The sequence below is a fragment of the Variovorax sp. GW821-FHT10C12 genome (genome assembly GCF_059415405.1).
This window is the reverse complement of sequence record NZ_JBWKNE010000001.1, coordinates 2,582,088-2,599,057: the sequence shown is the minus strand read 5'-3', so window position 1 is coordinate 2,599,057 and position 16,970 is coordinate 2,582,088. Positions and strand designations below refer to the sequence as shown.

The following is a 16,970-nucleotide window of genomic DNA, read 5'->3' as shown; positions in this document are numbered from 1 at the left end:
ACTGAACTGGAGAAACCATGAGTGAAAAAGTCCTGGTCGGCGGTGTCGGCATGATCCCGTTTGCCAAGCCCGGCGCGAGCCCGAGTTACACCGACATGGGCGCCGACGCGGTGCGCCGCGCGCTGGCCGATGCAGGCATCGGCTACGAGCTGGTGCAGCAGGCGTACGTGGGCTACGTGTACGGCGACTCGACCTGCGGGCAGACCGCGCTGTACGAAGTCGGTCTCACCGGCATTCCGGTCGTCAACGTCAACAACAACTGCTCGACCGGATCGACCGCGCTCTACCTCGCGCGCCAGGCCGTGGCGCTGGGCGACGCCGACTGCGTGTTGGCACTGGGCTTCGAGCAGATGCAGGCCGGCGCGCTCAAGTCGCACTGGGACGACCGGCCGCGCACGCGGGCCCGCGTCTCGCACATCGTGAGCGACCTCACGGCCGACGTGCCCGAGCTGCCGCAGGCCCTGCGCACCTTCGGCGGCGCGGGCCGCGAGCACATGCAGAAGTACGGCACGAAGATGCAGACCTTTGCCGCCATTCGCGCCAAGGCCAGCCGGCATGCTGCCGCCAATCCGCTGGCGATCTTCAAGAACGTCCTCAGCACCGAGGACGTGATGAACGACAAGGTGATGTGGCCCGGTGTGATGACGCGTCTGATGGCCTGCCCGCCGACCTGCGGCGCGGCCGCCGCGCTGATCGTGTCCGAGAAGTTCGCGAAGAAGCATGGCCTGCGCAGCGACGTGCAGATCCTTGCGCAGGCGATGACCACCGACCCGGTCGCCTCCTTCGATCCGCCCTCGATGATCAGCTACGCCGGTTTCCACATGGCGCAGGCGGCGGCGCACAAGGTCTACGAGAAGGCTGGCGTCGACCCCGCGGACATCCGCGTCTGCGAGCTGCACGACTGCTTTGCCCAGAACGAACTGCTGACCTACGAAGCGCTGGGCCTGTGCCCGGTGGGCGGGGGCGAGAAGTTCGTCGAGGACGGCGACAACACCTACGGCGGGCGGGTGGTGACCAACCCGTCGGGCGGCCTGTTGTCCAAGGGCCATCCGTTGGGCGCAACGGGTCTCGCGCAGTGCTACGAGCTGACGCACCAGCTGCGCGGCACGGCCGACCAGCGGCAGGTGGACGGCGTGACGCTCGCGCTGCAGCACAACCTGGGTCTCGGCGGCGCCTGCGTGGTGACGCTGTACGGCCGCAACTGAGCGGGGAGGCGACATGCTCGACCGCAACCTCATCGGCCACGCCCTCGGCAAGCGCAGCCTCACCGTCGAAGAGGGCGCCGTGCGCTCGTATGCGCAGGCCATCGGCGAGACCGATGCGACCTACTTCGACGCGTCCGCAGCGCGCGACGCCGGCCATCGCGCGCTGCGCGTGCCGCCCACCTTCCTGTCGTGCCTGGAAGGCCGGCTGTTCCAGACGCGCGTGCTGCTGGAGCTGGCCCGCATCGACCTGAAGCGCCTGCTGCATGCGGAGCAAAGCTACGAATACCACGCGCAGGCCTATGCCGGCGACGTTCTGAGCTACGAGCCGAAGATCGTCGACGTCTACGACAAGAAGGGCGGGGCGCTCGAGTTTCTGGTGAAGCAGACCCGCGTGACCAACCAGGACGGCGTGCACATCGCCGACCTGCGCACGGCCCTCGTGCAACGCCAGCTCGCGGAGGCATGACCACATGACGACCCCGGCACTGAAAGACCTGCAGGTGGGCGACAGCATTCCCGCGCTGCAGCTGCCCGCGATCTCCCGCACCACGCTGGCGCTGTATGCCGGCGCCTCGGGCGATCACAACCCGATTCACATCGACATCGACTTCGCCCGCAACGCCGGCCTGGACGACGTGTTCGCGCACGGCATGTTGTCGGCCGCCTACGTGGGGCGGCTGGTCACGAACTGGGCGGGGCAGGAGCGCTTGCGGCGCCTGCATGTGCGCTTCACCGGCATCACGCAGGTGCACGACGTTCCGCTGTGCACCGGCCGCGTGACCGAGCGCTTCGAGCACGAAGGCGAGCCGCGCCTGCGTGTCGAAGTGCAGTGCGCCAACCAGAACGGCGACGTGAAGATCCTCGGCGAAGCCGTGGTGGCCGCCCTTTGACATTCATCCACAGGAGAAAGCAAGCATGAACAGAAATCTCGAAGGCAAGGTGGCCATGGTCACCGGCGCAGGACGCGGCATCGGCCGGTGCATCGCGCTGAAGCTCGCCCATGAAGGCGCCAAGGTGGTGGTCAACGACCTCGACGCCGCACCGGCCGAAGAGGTGGTGGCCGAGATCCGCGCCGCCGGCGGCCAGGCCGTCGCGTTCGCCAGCAGCGTGACCGCGCCGGACTTCGGCACCAGCTTCGTCAAGGCGACGCTCGACGCCTTCGGTGCCATCGACATCATCGTCAACAACGCCGGCTACACCTGGGACAACGTGATCCAGAAGATGAGCGACGAGCAGTGGGACGCGATCCTGGACTGCCACCTGAAGGCGCCGTTCCAGGTGCTGCGTGCCGCACAGCCGTACCTCCGCGAAGTGAGCAAGGCCGAGGCCGAGAACGGCAAGGAGGTGTTTCGCAAGGTGGTGAACATCTCCTCGATCTCGGGCACGCAGGGCAGCACGGGCCAGGTCAACTACTCGGCGGCCAAGGCGGGCCTGGTCGGCATGACCAAGACGCTGGCCAAGGAATGGGGCCGCATGAAGGTCAACGTGAACTGCGTGGCCTTCGGCTTCATCGCGACCCGGCTCACGCAGCCCGTGAAGGAAGCCAAGACGATCCAGATCGAGGGCAAGGAAATCCGCATCGGCGTGCGCCCCGAGACCATCGAGCGCGCCAGCAGCGAGATTCCGCTGGGCCGCCCCGGCACGCCCGAGGAAGCGGCGGGCTCGGTCTACATGTTCTGCATTCCGGAGTCGAACTACGTCACCGGCCAGACGCTGATCTGCGGCGGCGGGCGCGGCGGTTTCTAGCCAGGCACGCCTTCAGGCAGCTTTCATGGCACGGTTGACCCGCCACTACGCACACTGGCCCGCCGGCGTTCCGCAGACGCTGGAAGTGGCCGATCGCAACCTGTTCAGCCACCTCGCCAGAAGCGCCGAGGCCGCGCCGGACAAGGTCGCGATCTCCTACTACGGACGCTCGACCAGCTACCGCAGCCTGCATGCGGATGCACTGGCGCTGGCCGGCTACCTGCAGCAGCGGCTGGGCGTGCGGCGCGGCGACCGCGTGCTGCTGCTGATGCAGAACTGCCCGCAGTTCGTCATCGCCTACTACGCGGTGCTGCGATGCGATGCCGTGGTGGTGGCGATGAACGCCATGAGCACCGCCGAGGAGGTGGCCTACTACGCCAGCGACTCCGGCGCGCGGGTGCTGATCGCCACGCAGGACATGATGGACAGGGCGCAGTCCCTGCTCGACGACAACCGCCTGGACGGCTGCGTGGTCGGCGCGGTCTGCGAGCTGGCCGGAAGGCCGCAGGATGTGCCCTTCCTCGAGATTCCCGAGTTCGTGCGCGAAGCGCGGCGGCCGTTGGCCGGCCCCGGGCTGCACACGTTCTCCGGCGCGCTCGCGGCAGGCATCGCGCCGACCCCGATGCAGGGCGGGGGCGGCGACCTTGCCGTGGTGGCCTACACCTCGGGCACCACCGGCAAGCCCAAGGGCGCCATGCTGACGCACCGCAACTTTGCCCATGCATCGCTGCAGCGCGTGCAGTGGCTGTCGGAGCAGGCCGACCAGTCCGAGCTGCTGGTGCTGCCGGCCAGCCACCTGGCCGGCATGAACGTGATGAACCTGGCGATCTACGTCGGGCGCACCGTCGTGCTGCTGTCGCGCTGGGATGGCGACGCGGTGGTCGAGCTGATCGAGCGGCTGCGCCTGTACGCCTGGTGCGCCGTCACGCCGATGCTGGCCGAGGTGTTCTCGCGGCCCGACATCGCGCAGCGCGACCTGTCGTCGCTGCGGCGCCTCTATGGCGGCGCCACGGCCATGCCCGAGGCGCTGATCCGCAAGATCGAGGAGCGGCTGGGGCTGTCCTTCATCGAAAGCTACGGTCTCACGGAGGCCTGCGGCGCTTCGCACATCAACCCGCCCCAGGCGGCGCGGCGCCAGTGCGCGGGCGTGCCGCACATCAACTGCGATGCCCGCGTGATCGATCCGGATTCGGGCGCGGAGCTGGGGCCCGCGCACCCCGGGGAAATCGTGATCCACGCGCCGACCCTGTTCGAGGGCTATTGGAACCAGCCGGAGGCCACGGCGGCGGCGACCATCGAGATCGACGGCAAGCGCTTCCTGCGCAGCGGCGACATCGGCCATCACGACGAAGACGGCTATTTCTATGTCACCGACCGGCTCAAGCGAATGATCAACGCGGCGGGCCTGAAGATCTGGCCCGCAGAGATCGAGACCTCGTTGTACGGCCACCCGGCGGTGCAGGAAGCCTGCGTGATCTCGGCCTTCGATGCGCGCCGCGGCGAGACCGTCAAGGCCTTCGTCGTGCTGCGTCCGGCGGCGCGCGGCACGCTGGCGCCGGAGGCGGTCACGGAATGGGCGCGCACCCGCCTGTCGGCCTACAAGGTGCCGCGCCTGGTCGAGTTCGTCGAGGCCCTGCCCAAGACCGCGACCGGAAAGATCCTGTGGCGCGAGATGCAGGCGCAGCAGGACGCGAACGACCAGGCCGCGCGCGCTGCGGCACTCGCGCTCACGTGAAGACCCTCCAAGGAGACAAGACATGAACAAGAAGATCGGTGCCGTGTGGCTGGCCCTGGCCGTGGCCGTCCCCATGCTCTCGCAGGCCCAGGCCGACGAGGCCTATCCCTCCCGCGCGGTGCGCTTCATCGTGCCCATCGGGCCCGGCAGCAGCGGGGACACGCTCACGCGGCTGATGGCGGAGCAGTTCAGGGCCGTCTCGGGGCAGGCGACCTTCGTCGAGAACCGGCCGGGCGCCGATCTTGTCGTTGGTACGCAGAACCTGCTGGGCGCGCCGCCGGACGGCCATTCGGTGGTGCTCGTGAGCAACAGCACCATGGTGATCAATCCGCTGGTCATCAAGGACCTGCCCTACAAGGTGGAAGACCTGACGCCGATGCTCGACCTGGTGCGCATTCCGGCCGTGCTGGTGACATCGCCCGACTCGCGCTTCAAGACGCTGGGCGACCTGCTCGATGCGGCCCGCAAGGCGCCGGGGTCGGTCAGCATCGGTGTCTACGGCAACTCGTACCGGCTGGGCGCGCTGGACCTCGCGCGCCGGGCGGGCGTGAAGTTCAACGCCATTCCCTACAAGGGCGCCTCGCAGGCCATCGCCGACGTGATCGGCGGCGTGGCCGATGCGGCGCTGACCGACGTCGGCGGCGCGGCGCCGCTGATCGCCTCGGGCAAGGTGCGCGGGCTGGGCGTGTCGTCGGGCAAGCGCCATGCGTTGATGCCGGGAGTTCCCACCGTGCAGGAGGGCGGCGTGGCCGACTACACGCTCTTCACCTTCATCGGCTTTGCGATCCGTGCCAAGACGCCGGCGCCGATTGCCGGCAAGTTCGAGGCACTGATGGTGCGCGCGGCCGCCGACCCGGCGTTCCGCGAGCAGGTGGTGCGCATCAGCGGTGGGGAGTTTGCCGGCACGGGCCGGGAGCCGTTCAGCGCGATGATTGCAAGTGAATCGGTGCGCACGCGCGAACTGGTCAAGCTGGCCGGGCCGAATTTCATGCAGTGATCGATCGCGCGGTCCCCGGTGCCGGGGACCACGTCGGGTCAGGTCAGCGCGCGATGACCGCGTCGCCCAGGATCTTCACCTCGCCGTCCTGGTTGGTGGTGCGGATCTCCACCTTCACCCGCTCCTCGCCGCCGGCCTCGAATTTCTCGATGACCTCGCCCGTGCAGGTGATGGCATGGCCCAGGTGCGTGATGCCGGCGAAGCGCGCGTTGAACTGGCGCACCTTGCGCTGGTCGACCCACTGCGTCAGCAGGCGGCCCAGGTAGGCCATCGACAGCATGCCGTGCGCGAACACGTCGGGCATGCCGCCGCGTTGCGCGAAGTCGAGGTCGATGTGCATCGGGTTGTGGTCGTTCGATGCGCCGGCGAACAGCGCCAGGGTCGTGCGGTTGATCGGGGCGAGGGCCAGTGGGGGCAAGGTATCGCCAGGTTCGAGGGCGTCGAAATTCAGGGTCTTCATCGGGTGTTCCTTGTGTTCAGCCATTGCGGTGCACCAGCACCTTGCGGATGTCGGCCACGTGCTCCGAGCGCTGGTTGGTGACGCGGGTTTCCATGACGACGAACTCGAGCGCGCCGCCCTTCTTCTCGTAGACGTCGGTGACCCGGCTGTCGAAGTGCAGCGTGTCGCCCGCATGGGCCATGCGCCGGTAGGTAAAAGACTGCTCGCCGTGCAGCACGCGCGCCAGCTCGATGCCGGCTTCCTCGCGCCAGTTGCTCGGCGGACGCGCGAGTTCCAGCGAGAACAGGAAGGTGGGCGGTAGCGGCAAGGTGGGGTGGCCGGCATCGCGCGCGGCGGACTCGTCGAAGTAGACCGGATCGGTCTCGCCGATGGCCTTGGCGAAGAAGCGCAGCTGCCCGGCTTCGGCGGTGATGGCAAAGGGTGGGAAAGCCATGCCGATGATGTTCCTGTCGATCATGAAGATGCTCCTTGTTTGAATGCCGGCTTGCCCGGCCTACAGCTTGCGCGAGATCAGGTCGCGCATCACTTCGCTGGTGCCGCCGTAGATGCGGCTCACGCGCATGTCGACGAAGGCGCGTGCGATGGGGTACTCCAGCATGTAGCCGTAGCCGCCGTGCAGCTGCACCATGTCGTCGATGCACTTCCACAGCGTCTCGGTGGCGAACAGCTTGGCGATCGCGGCTTCTTCCACCGTGAGGCGCCGGCTCATGTGCGCCGCGAGGTAGTAATCGACCATCGTGCGCAGCGCCACCGCCTGGGCCTTGATGTCGGCCAGCTTGAACTTCGTGTTCTGGAAGTCCCACACCGTCTGGTCGAAGGCGCGGCGGTCCTTCACGTAGTCGAGGGTCTGCTGGAGCAGCCGCTCGAGCTTGGTCGCGGCGCTGACGGCGATCATGAAACGCTCCTGCGGCAGCTCCTGCATCAGGTAGGCGAAGCCCTTGCCTTCTTCACCCAGCCGGTTGGCCACCGGCACGCGGATGTTGTCGAAGAACAGCTCGGCCGTGTCCTGGGCGCGCATGCCGACCTTGTCGAGCTTGCGGCCGCGGCGAAAGCCCGCGCGGTCCGTCTCGACCACGACCAGGCTCACGCCCTTGGCGCCGGCGGCCGGGTCGGTCTTGCACACCACGACGACCAGGTCGCTGAGGAAGCCGTTGCTGATGAAGGTCTTGCTGCCGTTGATGAGGTAGTCGTCGCCGTCGCGCACGGCGGTGGTGCGCAGCGACTTCACGTCCGAGCCGCCGCCCGGTTCGGTGATGGCCACCGCCAGGATCTGCTCGCCGCGGCAGATGCCCGGTAGCCACTTTTGTTTCTGCGCCTCGGTGCCCAGGCGGTGGATGTAGGGCGCCACGATGTCCGAATGCAGCCCGATCGACAGGCCGCCGACACCGGCGTGCGCGATCTCCTCGGCAATGATGGCCGCGTGGCCGAAGTCGCCGCCACCGCCGCCGTATTCGGTGGGCAGCGTGGTGCACAGCAGGCCCTCGCGGCCGGCCTTTAGCCAGACCTCGCGGCTGACCTGGCCGTCGCGGTCCCAATCGGCCTGGTGGGGCACGCACTCGCGTTCGAGAAAGCGGCGCACCGTGGTGCGGAATGTCTCGTGGTCCTCACGATAGACGCTGCGTTCGACCTGCATGTCGCGATCTCCTTGGGTGACGGAACGGAGCGATCCGCCGGAGGCGTCACGGCGAAATCCGTTCCCTCAGTGATCGTCGTGCGACGCAGGGCCGGGCGCACTAGCCGCGATGGCTAGGGCGTGTTCGCGCGATCAAGGGCCGTGGCCGGGCGCGTTGCGACCGACGAACCGGCCCGCAAGGTAGCCAACGGCCAGTGGCAGGCCTTTGGCGACACCGATCACCAGGCCACCGAAGACCTGCCGCCCGGCTGGCGAGAAGGAGACCGTGGAACGGGTCCAGCGGATGTCGGGCGCTACCAGTCCTCTTTCACCGCCAGCACCACATCGCGCCCCGCCGCGGCGCGCCCCGCCATCCACGCCGTGAACGTGCCGGCCGCCACCACGGCCGCGCACAGCGCCAGCAGCCGCACCCAGGGCACCAGCAGGTCCATGCTCCAGTGGAAGCTCTGCGGGTTCACCACCTTCACCAGCACCACCGACACGGCCAGCCCGAGCAGCAGCCCGGCCACCGCGCCGATGGCGGTCCAGGCCGCGCCTTCGCCGGCCACGACGGCCAGCACCTGCCGCCGCGTGAAGCCCAGGTGCGCGAGCAGGCCGAACTCCTTGCGCCGCGCCAGCACCTGCGCGCTGAAGCTGGCGGCGATGCCGAACAGGCCGATGGCGATGGCCACGGCCTGCAGCCAGTAGGTGACGGCAAAGCTGCGGTCGAAGATGCGCAGCGAGGTGGCGCGGATCTGGCCGACCGAGGCGAGCTCCACGGCGCCGTCGCGTGATGCGCGCGAGGCGAGTGCGCGAACGGCTGCCTGCACTTCTGCTTCGGACGCACCGGGCGCGAGCCACAGCGCGACGTCGCTCACGTCGCGCTCGCCAGTGATGCGCTCGAAGTCGCGCGCGTCCATCGCGATGGCGCCGAACTGCCGCGCGTAGTCGCGCCACACGCCGGCCACGAAGAACACCTGCGGCGTCGCCGTGCGCATCGCATCGGACAGCGGCGCAAACGCGGTGCCCGGCTTCGCGCCGTACAGCTCGACCATCGGCTCGCTCACGTAGATGCCGGTCTGCCCGGGCGGCACCGGCAGCGCCTCGCCCACCAGCGGCAGCCCGCGCACCACGCCGCCTTCGAGGCTGCGCGCGATCAGCGTCACGGCGGGCTGTGCGGGGTCGAGCTGCAGCGACTGCGTGCGCAGCGTGCCGGTGCGCGCCACGCCGGGCAGCTGCGCCAGCGCCTGCACGAAGGCCGGCGCGAAGGTCGCGGTGTCGGTGCTGCTGGTGCCGCCGCTGTTGCCGCTGCCGCGCCCGCCCGAGGTGGCGCGCACGTACAGGTCGGCCGGCAGCACCACGTCGAGCCAGTGCGTGACCGACTCGCGAAAGCTCGCGACCATCACCGTGAGCGCCACCGCCAGGCTCAGGCTCGCGACCACGCCGCTCACCGCCACGGCCGCCGTGCCGCGCATGCGGCGCGCGCGCTCGACGGCGAGCATCGGCAGCACGCGCCGCGCAAACGCCGGCGCCACGCGGTCGTACAGCAGCGCGATCAGCCAGGGCAGGGCGGTGATGCCGCCCACCAGCAGGCAGGCCACCGACAGGTACGCCGCCACCGGAATGCCGCCGATGGCCGGCAGGTTGGCCAGCGCCGCGCCCGCGCCGATGAGCCCGAGTGCGAGCCAGTGGTGGCGGCCCTGCGCGGGTGCCGCACCCAGGCCCTTGAGCGTCTGCGCCTCGGGCAGCGCCTGCGCGGCGCGCGCGGGCCACCAGCCGCCCACCAGCGCGGCCACCACGCCGAGCCCGCCATACAGCAGCGCGGCGCTACTGCTCCAGTGCAACCGGGGCGCCACGCCTTCGAAGTAGCCACCGCCCAGGTCGCCGCCCAGCACGCGCAGCGCGAAGGCCGCGAGCGCGGTGCCGAGCGCCAGGCCGGCGGCGCTGCCGATCAGCCCGAGCACCAGCGATTCGGCCAGCACCAGCCGCAGCCGTCCTCGCGGCGTGAGGCCCAGCACGCCGAGCAGCGCGAACTGCTGCGCGCGCTTGGCCACGCTGAGCGCGAGCACCGAGAACACCAGGAACGCGCCCGTGAACAGCGCCACCAGCGCCAGCACCGTGAGGTTGACGCGGTAGGCGCGCGACAGGTTGCTCACGCGCTCGGCCGCATCGCCCGGCTCGGCGAACTTCAGGCCCGCCGGCCAATCGGGCGACTTCTCGAGTGCGGCCACGAAGGCTGCGCGGTCGGTGCCCGGCGCCAGCCGCAGGTCGATGCGGCTCAACTGGCCGAGCGGGCCGAACAGCTCCTGCGCGACCGCGATGTCCATCACCGCCAGCGCCGCGCCACCGGCCGTCACGTGGCCCGACACCGCAAGGCGCTGCCACGCGGCGCCGCTGCGCAGCTGCAGGCTTTCACCGGTCGCAGGCTGCAATGGCAGCTGCAGCGCCTGGCGTGCCGCCGCGTTGAGGAACACATGGCCGGGCGCGAACAGCGCGAAGCGGTCGGCGCCGGCGGCCGACTGCGGCATCAGCGCGGGTGCGATGGTGGGCAGCGCGAGCGCATCGATGCCGATCACGCGCAGCGGCACCTGGCGCCCGTCGTGGCCCAGGGCCAGGGCCTGGAACTCGAGCACCGGACTCGCCAGCGCCACCTCGGGCCGGCGCGCGAGCCGGCCGAACACGGCCTCGTCGAAGCTGCCCTGCGCGGCGCGCACCTCGAGGTCGGGCTGGCCGTTCACCGAGCGCACCGCGCTGGAGAACTCGTCGAGCGCCGAGGCGTTGATGAGCTGCACCGAAAACGCCAGCGCCACGCCCAGCATCACGGCCAGCACGGCCGCCGCGTTGCGCCAGGGGTGGTGGCGCAGTTCCTGCCAGGAGAAGGTCGAAAGCAATGCACGCATGGGGTCATTGTGGCCGCCGTGGCAGGATGGCGTCTGTTCGACGATGACGACTTCACGCCCGAGGATTCCGACGATGCGGCTTCTGCCCTCCGCCTGGTGCCGCCGCTGGCTGGCGCCCTGGCTTCTCGTGCCCTGGCTGGCGGGCGCGGCGAGTGCGCAACTCGCACCGCCGGCCGCACCGCTCTCGCTCGCCAGCGATCCCGCCGTGCTGGCCCGCACCGCGCTCGGCGCCGAGCGCGGCACGCTGGTGGTCGGCGTGCTGCGCGGCGACAAGGCCGCCTACGGCATCGCCCACAACCCCGAGCCGCTGGTGGCGCGCGCCATTGCGCCGGCCAGCGCGGAGCAGCCGATGTTCGAGATCGGCTCGGTCACCAAGGTCTTCACCGGCCTGCTGCTGGCGCAGGCCGTGGAGCGCGGCGACGTGGCGCTCGACGACAGCGTGGGCAAGCTGCTGGCCGGCCACGCCGAGGGCGTGCCGCCCGCCGTGGCCGCGATCACGCTGCGGCAGCTCGTCACGCATACCGGCTGCCTGCCCGTGATGGCCGACGGCGTGACCGGCGGCGCCGCGCTGGCCGAGCAGTTCCGCAGCTTCGACCTGCCGATGTTCTGGGCCGCGCTCGCGCGCATCCACCTCACGGGCGTCGCGGCGCCGTGCGAGGCGCGCTACAGCAACTTCGGCATGGCGCTGCTCGGGCAGCTGCTGGCGCTGCGCTACGGCACTTCGTGGGGCGAGCTGGTGCGTGCGCGCATCACCGAGCCGCTGGGCATGAACGACACCGTGATCCCGCTCGGCGACAAGGCCTCGCGCATGGCGCCGCCGTTCGCGGGCGACCAGCGCCAGCGCCGCTTCGACATGCATGCCTACGCGCCCGCCAGCGCGCTGCGCTCGACCGCCGCCGACATGCTGGCCTTCAGCCGCGCCATCCTCGCCGGCGCCCACGGCCCGCTGGGCCCGGCCGCCGCGCGGCTGCTCACGCCGCTCGCGCGCTACGAGGGCGCCGAGATCGGTTATGCCGTGATGGTGCGCGGCCCCGAGACCGGCCGGCGCACCTACTACCACGCGGGCGTCACCGAGGGCTACCGCACGCTCTGGCTGCTGGCGCCCGACACCGGCGAGGCGCTCATCGTGCTGGCCAGCAACCAGCGCGCGCCGCTGCAGCCCGTGATGCTCGCCATCGGCAAGAGCCGCTACCCGGTGCCGACGACCGAAGTGCCGATCGATCCGAAGCGCCTGGCCGACTACGCGGGCGAGTTCCGCGTCGGCAAGGCGCAGGTGCTGGGCTTCACCGTGCGCGACGGGCGTTTGCTGGCGCGTGAGTCGGGCAAGGGCTACAACGGCCTCACGCCCACCGGGCCGGATCGTTTTGCGGTGACGGCCATCGGCGCGCAGTTCGTGTTCCGGCGTGGGGAGGGTGGCGAGGTGAATGGCGTCACGCTGACGCAGGGCGGCAGCCGGCTCGAAGGGCGGCGCGTGGGGGTTGCTGTGCCGCAGGACTGAGCGCCTCAGGCCCGTTCCGACATCGCGTGCAGGTACGCCCGCACCGCCCCATTGCTGCTCAACCCGATCGCCCGGTCGTACGCCTGCCGCGCCGCCACGCGCGCGCCGCCGGCCGCGAGCAGATGCGCACGCGCGGCCCAGAACGGCTGGTAGCTCGCCACCTCGTCCGACGGAATCGCATCGAGCGCGCGCAGCCCGATTTCGGGCCCGCGCGCATTCGCCAGCGCGCACGCCAGGCTGACCTGCGCGCCGATGCTGGGCCGCAGCGCGAGCAGGCCTTCGTACAGCGACACCTGCACCTCGGGCGGCACCGGGGCGCCCGCGCGGCGCTCGCAGTGGGCCGACTGGATCGCGGCCTCGAGCTGGTAGGGCCCGAGCGACTGCATGGCCGACGCGATGCGCAGATGGTGCTCGGCCTCGGCCAGCAGCGCGTGGTCCCAGCGCGTGATGTCCTGCTGGTCGAGCGGCACGTAGGCGCCGGCCTCGGTGCGGCGGGCCGCGGTGCGCGCCTCGCAGAACAGCATCAGCGCCAGCAGGCCCAGCGGCTCGGGCTCGGCGGGCAGCAGGCGGCACAGGATGCGGCCCAGGTCGATGGCCTCGGTCGTCAGGCCGCGCGGCAGGGCATCGGCGCCGTCGACGTCGTCCCAGCCGGTGCCGTAGGCGGCGTAGATGCCGTCGAGCACGTCGCGCAGCCGGTGCGGCAGGTCGCGCGCCTGCGGGTACTCGAAGGGAATGCCGGCGGCGCGGATGCGGGCCTTGGCGCGCACCAGCCGCTGGCCCAACGCAGAAGGCGAGGTGAGGAAGGCGCCGGCCATGCGCGCGGCGTCGAGCCCGAGCACGGTCTGCAGCATGAGCGGCGCGCGCGCGGCGGCGTCGATGGCCGGGTGCGCGCAGACGAACAGCAGGCGCAGGCGCTCGTCGGGCACGGTGGCGGCATCAGGGTCGGCCTCGTCCATCTCGCCGGCGAGCAGCAGCAGGGTCTGCGTGGCGTCGTCCTGCACACGGCTGTGGCGCCAGGCGTCGAGCTTGCGGTGCCGCGCGACGCTCAGCAGCCAGGCGTCGGGCTGCACCGGCACGCCGTCGGCGGGCCAGCGCTCGAGCGCGCGGGCGAAGGCGTCGGCCAGGGCGTCTTCCGAGGCCGCGATGTCGTGCGTGCGGGCGGACAGGATGGCCAGCAGCCGCCCGTACGACTCGCGTGCCGCGCGTTCGGCGGCGTGGTGTGCCGCCGGAGTGGTCACGTCTGGCTCGCGCCCGCCGCTGCGGTGGCGGTGAAGACCGGCCGCACTTCGACGCCGCCGCTGGCGGCGCAGGGCGCACGCGCGGCCCATTCGAGCGCGGCGTCGAGGTCGGGCACGTCGACGACGAAGTAGCCGCCGAGCTGTTCCTTGGTGTCGGCGAAGGGGCCGTCCTGCACCTGGCGCTTGTCGCCGCGCACGCGCAGCGTGGTGCCGGTCATGGGCGGCAGCAGGCCGTGGCCGCCGAGTGCGACGCCCGACTGGCGCACCGCATCGGCATAGGCGACCCAGCTCGCGCGGTAGGCCTGCGAGGAGGGGTCGTCACGTTGTTCGAATTCGGCGGCGGGTTGGTAGAACATCAACATGTACTGCATGGTGTTTCTCCGTGAGGAAAAGCTTGCCGAGCAAGAGCGCTCACCACAATGACGGCCCGCAACCGGTCATTTCGACACCGGAACGGTGCCGAGCAGAAGATTCTTGATCTGTTCGCCGTTTGGCGCAACGAGAGGCCCCGCTGCCGCGGGGCCGTTCAGGTCGCGCTCAGGCCGCGTGGGCGCGCACAGCGGGCGTGAACAGCGCTTCCATTTCCTGGCGCAGCCGGTAGGCGGCGGTGGTGGTGTCCATCGCCACGTCGGCCCAGCTCAGGCTCTGGCCCTTCTTCACGGGGCGCACGAGCCTGACGTTGTGCGCCAGCCCGAGCGGCAGGCCGCCCAGGCGCAGCGAGCGCTCGGCCGGCAGCAGCTTGCCCCAGACGGTGTAGCCGCCTTCGCCGTCGAGCATCTCGCCCGCCGCGAGGTCGCGCTTGGCGGTGGCGACCACGTCGGCGTTCCAGCCGGTGGCCACGCCGGTGGGCTCGCCGCGCAGCGCCACGCTGGCCACCGACATGCCGACCTCGAGCCCGATCAGGTGCCAGCGCTTGTACAGCGTGAAGTAGCGTCCGCTCGGGTCGGTGTGGGCGTTGTATTCCTCGAAGCAGTTCTTGATGTAGTCGGTCTCGGCCTCGACCGTGACCCACACGCCCATGCGGATGTCGTAGGGAATCTTGCGGCCGTCGGCCTCGAGCGACGAGATCACCTCGACCATGCCCTTGCGTTCCAGCACGCCGCCTTCGCTCTTCGGACGCGTGACGAAGGGAATGTCTTCCACGCTCGCGGGCGGGTAGAGCAGGCCGTCGGAGGGCACGCCCAGGCCGGTGGCGTTGGCCACGGCCGAGCTCTCGATCGACGGCTTGGAGCCGTCGAGAAAACTGTTGAACATCTTCGGGTTGAGCCCGCCGCGCTTCGCCTGCTCGGGCGTGAGGCCGTAGTTGCCCCACACGGTCTCGGGCGTCGATTCGGTGAAGTGCGGCAGCCACTTGTGGCCGCGCCCGGCCGCCACCACCGGAAAGCCGCAGGTGCGGGCCCAGTCGACCAGGTCGCAGATCAGCGCGGGCTGGTCGCCGAAGGCCAGCGAATACACCACGCCGGCCTGCTGCGCCTTGTGCGCGAGCAGCGGGCCGCAGAAGGCGTCGGCCTCGACCGTCACGTTGACCACGTGCTTGCCGTGCGCAAAGGCATCCAGGCAGTGGTCGACCGCGGCGACCGGGTTGCCGGTGCACTCCACCACGATGTCGATGCTGGGCTCGCGCGTCACGGCCTGCCAGTCGTCGGTGATCCAGGTGGCGCCGGTCTTCAGCGCCTCCTGCACCGAGCCGGCGTTGCTGCGCTCGGCCTGCCAGCCCACGCGCTCCAGGTTGAAGCGCGCGGCGGCGGGCGAGAGGTCGGCAACGGCGACCAGCTGCACGCCGGGCGTTCGCGGAATCTGCGCCAGGTACATGGCGCCGAACTTGCCGGCGCCGATCAGGCCGATGCGGATGGGGCGGCCTTCGGCGGCGCGCTGTTGCAGGCGGGTGTGCAGGCTCATGGCGGTCAGGCTTCCACGGTTTCGATGACGTCGGGAGAGGTGCGCAGCGCGCTCTCGGGCAGGCCGTCTTTCCACGGCACCTCGACGGGGTAGGGCGTCAGCAGGCAGTCGTCGGGCAGCACCTCGATCGGCGCGAAGTTTCTGTGCGCGATGTATTCGGGCCGCTGGTGGCGGCGGATGTGGTTGCTGACCGCGCACAGGCTCAGGTACACGGCCACGCGGTTGAAGGGCGAGAGGTTGCTGCCCGAGGCATGCACGAGGCAGCTGTGGAACAGGATCATCGAGCCGGCCGGCCCCTTGGGCGAGACGATGCCGCCCTGCGTGCCGCCGGCGCGGTCGACCAGCTGGCGGATCAGGTCGTTGTCGACCGTCCACAGCGGGTAGCTGGTGGTCGTGAGGTCATGCTTCGCATCGACCACGCCCTTGCGGTGGCTGCCCGGAATGAACATCAGCGGGCCGTTGTGCTCGGTCACTTCGTCCAGAAAGATGGCCACGTTCATCGCGCGCTCGGTGGGCATCAGGTCGTCGTTGAGCCAGGTGCCGTAGTCCTGGTGCCACTGCCACACGTCGCCCTCGAAGGCCATCTTGCCGTTGATCTTGAACTGGTGCATGTAGACCGCCTCGTCGAACAGGTCCATCACCGGCTCGACCATGCGCGGGTGGCGCGCCAGCCGCGCGAAGGGCTCGCTGATGAGGTGCGCCGCGAAGTTCGTGCGCACAGCGTCGGAGCCTTTCTCGCGCACGTTGAAGGCCGCGCGCTTGCTGTACAGGTCGGGCACCGCCTCGGTCAGCACCTTCGTCTCTTCGGGCGAGAAGTGGCCGGGGAAGAAGAGGTAGCCCTCGCGCTCGAACTGCGCGCGTTGCTCGGGGGTCAGCTTCATGCCTTGTCTCCTTTTCGGGTGGGGGTTCCAGATGCGGATGCCGTGCGTGCCAGCTGCTGCGCGAGCCGCTCGGCCAGCGCGTCGCTGGCGCGCGAGACGTGCTCGTCGCTCAGGCGCGCGGCGCGTTCGACGTCGCCGGCGGCAATGGCGTCGGCAATGGCTTCGTGTTCGTCCCACAGCGACTCGCGCTGCGGCTCGGCCTGCAGCACCGCGCCCATCGCGCGGCGCAGGTGGCGCCAGTGCGGGTCGGCGCTCTGGCCGATCAGCGGGTTGCCCGAGGCGGCGTAGATGGCCTGGTGAAAGGCCACGTCGGCATCGATCATGGCTTCGACATTGCGCCCGCGCGCCGCGCGCCGGCCGCGCTCGATGAGCTTCGGGTCGATGCGAAAGCGCTGCTGCGCCGCCAGCCGCGCGGCCAGCACGTCGAGCGCGCCGCGCACCTGGTAGACCTTGCGCATCGCCTCGGCCTCCAGCGGCGCCACCAGCACGCCGCGCCCGGGCGCGTCCTGCACGAAGCCGTCCTTCTTGAGCAGCCGCAGCGCCTGCAGCACCGGCTGGCGCGACACCGCGAGCCGCGCCGCGATGTCCTCCTGCGTGAGCCGCTCGCCCGGCGCGAGCGCGCCGCTGCTGATGGCGCCGAGCAGGGCGCGGTAGACCTGATCGACGAGGTCGGGGGCGACTTCGATGCTGAGCAACTGGGCGGGCATGGTGGGCCTTTTCTGAACTCTGTATACAGAGTACGGAGTTTGGCGCCGGGGCGCATCCCAGGGTTTTTACCCATCGGGGCTGCAAGGAACGG

General features: G+C 70.4%; 16 protein-coding genes. 7 read left to right on the top strand and 9 right to left on the bottom strand.

What is annotated here, in order from left to right; genetic code table 11:
- Positions 1-17: 17 nt before the first annotated feature.
- Genes AC07OH_RS12225 through AC07OH_RS12200 form a run of 6 tightly spaced genes read left to right on the top strand, consistent with a single transcriptional unit; the run spans position 18 to position 5,683 of the window.
- Positions 18-1,205: a lipid-transfer protein gene (locus AC07OH_RS12225; protein WP_495300825.1), complete on the top strand. Its 1,188-nt coding sequence runs from the start codon at positions 18-20 to the stop codon at positions 1,203-1,205.
- A 13-nt stretch (positions 1,206-1,218) separates the two neighbouring features.
- Positions 1,219-1,671: a MaoC family dehydratase N-terminal domain-containing protein gene (locus AC07OH_RS12220; protein WP_495300824.1), complete on the top strand. Its 453-nt coding sequence runs from the start codon at positions 1,219-1,221 to the stop codon at positions 1,669-1,671.
- 4 nt (positions 1,672-1,675) lie between these two features.
- Complete coding sequence (locus AC07OH_RS12215; RefSeq protein ID WP_062474016.1) at positions 1,676-2,095, top strand: MaoC family dehydratase; 420 nt, start codon at positions 1,676-1,678, stop codon at positions 2,093-2,095.
- A gap of 25 nt (positions 2,096-2,120) precedes the next feature.
- Positions 2,121-2,951, top strand: coding sequence for an SDR family NAD(P)-dependent oxidoreductase (locus tag AC07OH_RS12210; protein ID WP_495300823.1), 831 nt, complete (start codon positions 2,121-2,123; stop codon positions 2,949-2,951).
- Positions 2,952-2,976: 25 nt separating this feature from the next.
- Positions 2,977-4,686, top strand: coding sequence for an AMP-binding protein (locus AC07OH_RS12205; RefSeq protein WP_495300822.1), 1,710 nt, complete (start codon positions 2,977-2,979; stop codon positions 4,684-4,686).
- A 22-nt stretch (positions 4,687-4,708) separates the two neighbouring features.
- Entirely contained in the window at positions 4,709-5,683 is a 975-nt protein-coding gene (locus AC07OH_RS12200) for a tripartite tricarboxylate transporter substrate binding protein (RefSeq protein WP_495300821.1), read from the top strand.
- 43 nt (positions 5,684-5,726) lie between these two features.
- On the opposite strand, the gene AC07OH_RS12195 is transcribed toward AC07OH_RS12200, so the two are convergent.
- From AC07OH_RS12195 to AC07OH_RS12180, 4 genes are all read right to left on the bottom strand, one after another.
- The gene (locus tag AC07OH_RS12195) at positions 5,727-6,143 is read right to left on the bottom strand and encodes a MaoC family dehydratase (RefSeq protein ID WP_062482834.1); all 417 of its coding nucleotides are present in this window, start codon (positions 6,141-6,143) and stop codon (positions 5,727-5,729) included.
- Between the two features lie 16 nt (positions 6,144-6,159).
- Positions 6,160-6,600: a MaoC family dehydratase N-terminal domain-containing protein gene (locus AC07OH_RS12190; RefSeq protein WP_354345040.1), complete on the bottom strand. Its 441-nt coding sequence runs from the start codon at positions 6,598-6,600 to the stop codon at positions 6,160-6,162.
- Positions 6,601-6,636: 36 nt separating this feature from the next.
- Positions 6,637-7,776 carry an acyl-CoA dehydrogenase family protein gene (locus tag AC07OH_RS12185; protein WP_495300820.1) on the bottom strand — a complete coding sequence of 380 codons (1,140 nt, stop codon included), beginning with the start codon at positions 7,774-7,776 and terminating at the stop codon, positions 6,637-6,639.
- A gap of 293 nt (positions 7,777-8,069) precedes the next feature.
- A complete protein-coding gene (locus AC07OH_RS12180) occupies positions 8,070-10,655 on the bottom strand; it encodes an FtsX-like permease family protein (protein ID WP_495300819.1) in 2,586 nt (861 codons plus the stop codon).
- A gap of 73 nt (positions 10,656-10,728) precedes the next feature.
- On the opposite strand from AC07OH_RS12180, the gene AC07OH_RS12175 reads away from it, so the two are divergent.
- The gene (locus AC07OH_RS12175; RefSeq protein WP_495300818.1) at positions 10,729-12,153 is read left to right on the top strand and encodes a serine hydrolase domain-containing protein; all 1,425 of its coding nucleotides are present in this window, start codon (positions 10,729-10,731) and stop codon (positions 12,151-12,153) included.
- Between the two features lie 5 nt (positions 12,154-12,158).
- On the opposite strand, the gene AC07OH_RS12170 is transcribed toward AC07OH_RS12175, so the two are convergent.
- From AC07OH_RS12170 to AC07OH_RS12150, 5 genes are all read right to left on the bottom strand, one after another.
- The gene (locus tag AC07OH_RS12170) at positions 12,159-13,391 is read right to left on the bottom strand and encodes an RNA polymerase sigma factor (RefSeq protein ID WP_495300817.1); all 1,233 of its coding nucleotides are present in this window, start codon (positions 13,389-13,391) and stop codon (positions 12,159-12,161) included.
- Positions 13,388-13,762 carry a YciI family protein gene (locus AC07OH_RS12165; RefSeq protein ID WP_159271118.1) on the bottom strand — a complete coding sequence of 125 codons (375 nt, stop codon included), beginning with the start codon at positions 13,760-13,762 and terminating at the stop codon, positions 13,388-13,390. Before AC07OH_RS12165 ends, AC07OH_RS12170 begins: the two co-directional genes overlap by 4 nt.
- A 166-nt stretch (positions 13,763-13,928) precedes the next feature.
- Positions 13,929-15,290 (bottom strand): NAD(P)H-dependent oxidoreductase, encoded by a 1,362-nt coding sequence (locus tag AC07OH_RS12160; RefSeq protein WP_495300816.1) that lies wholly within the window; start codon positions 15,288-15,290, stop codon positions 13,929-13,931.
- A 5-nt stretch (positions 15,291-15,295) separates the two neighbouring features.
- Positions 15,296-16,171, bottom strand: coding sequence for a phytanoyl-CoA dioxygenase family protein (locus AC07OH_RS12155; protein ID WP_495270452.1), 876 nt, complete (start codon positions 16,169-16,171; stop codon positions 15,296-15,298).
- A complete protein-coding gene (locus AC07OH_RS12150) occupies positions 16,168-16,878 on the bottom strand; it encodes a GntR family transcriptional regulator (RefSeq protein ID WP_492736261.1) in 711 nt (236 codons plus the stop codon). The genes AC07OH_RS12155 and AC07OH_RS12150 overlap by 4 nt, the downstream gene beginning before the upstream one ends.
- Positions 16,879-16,970 lie beyond the last annotated feature (92 nt).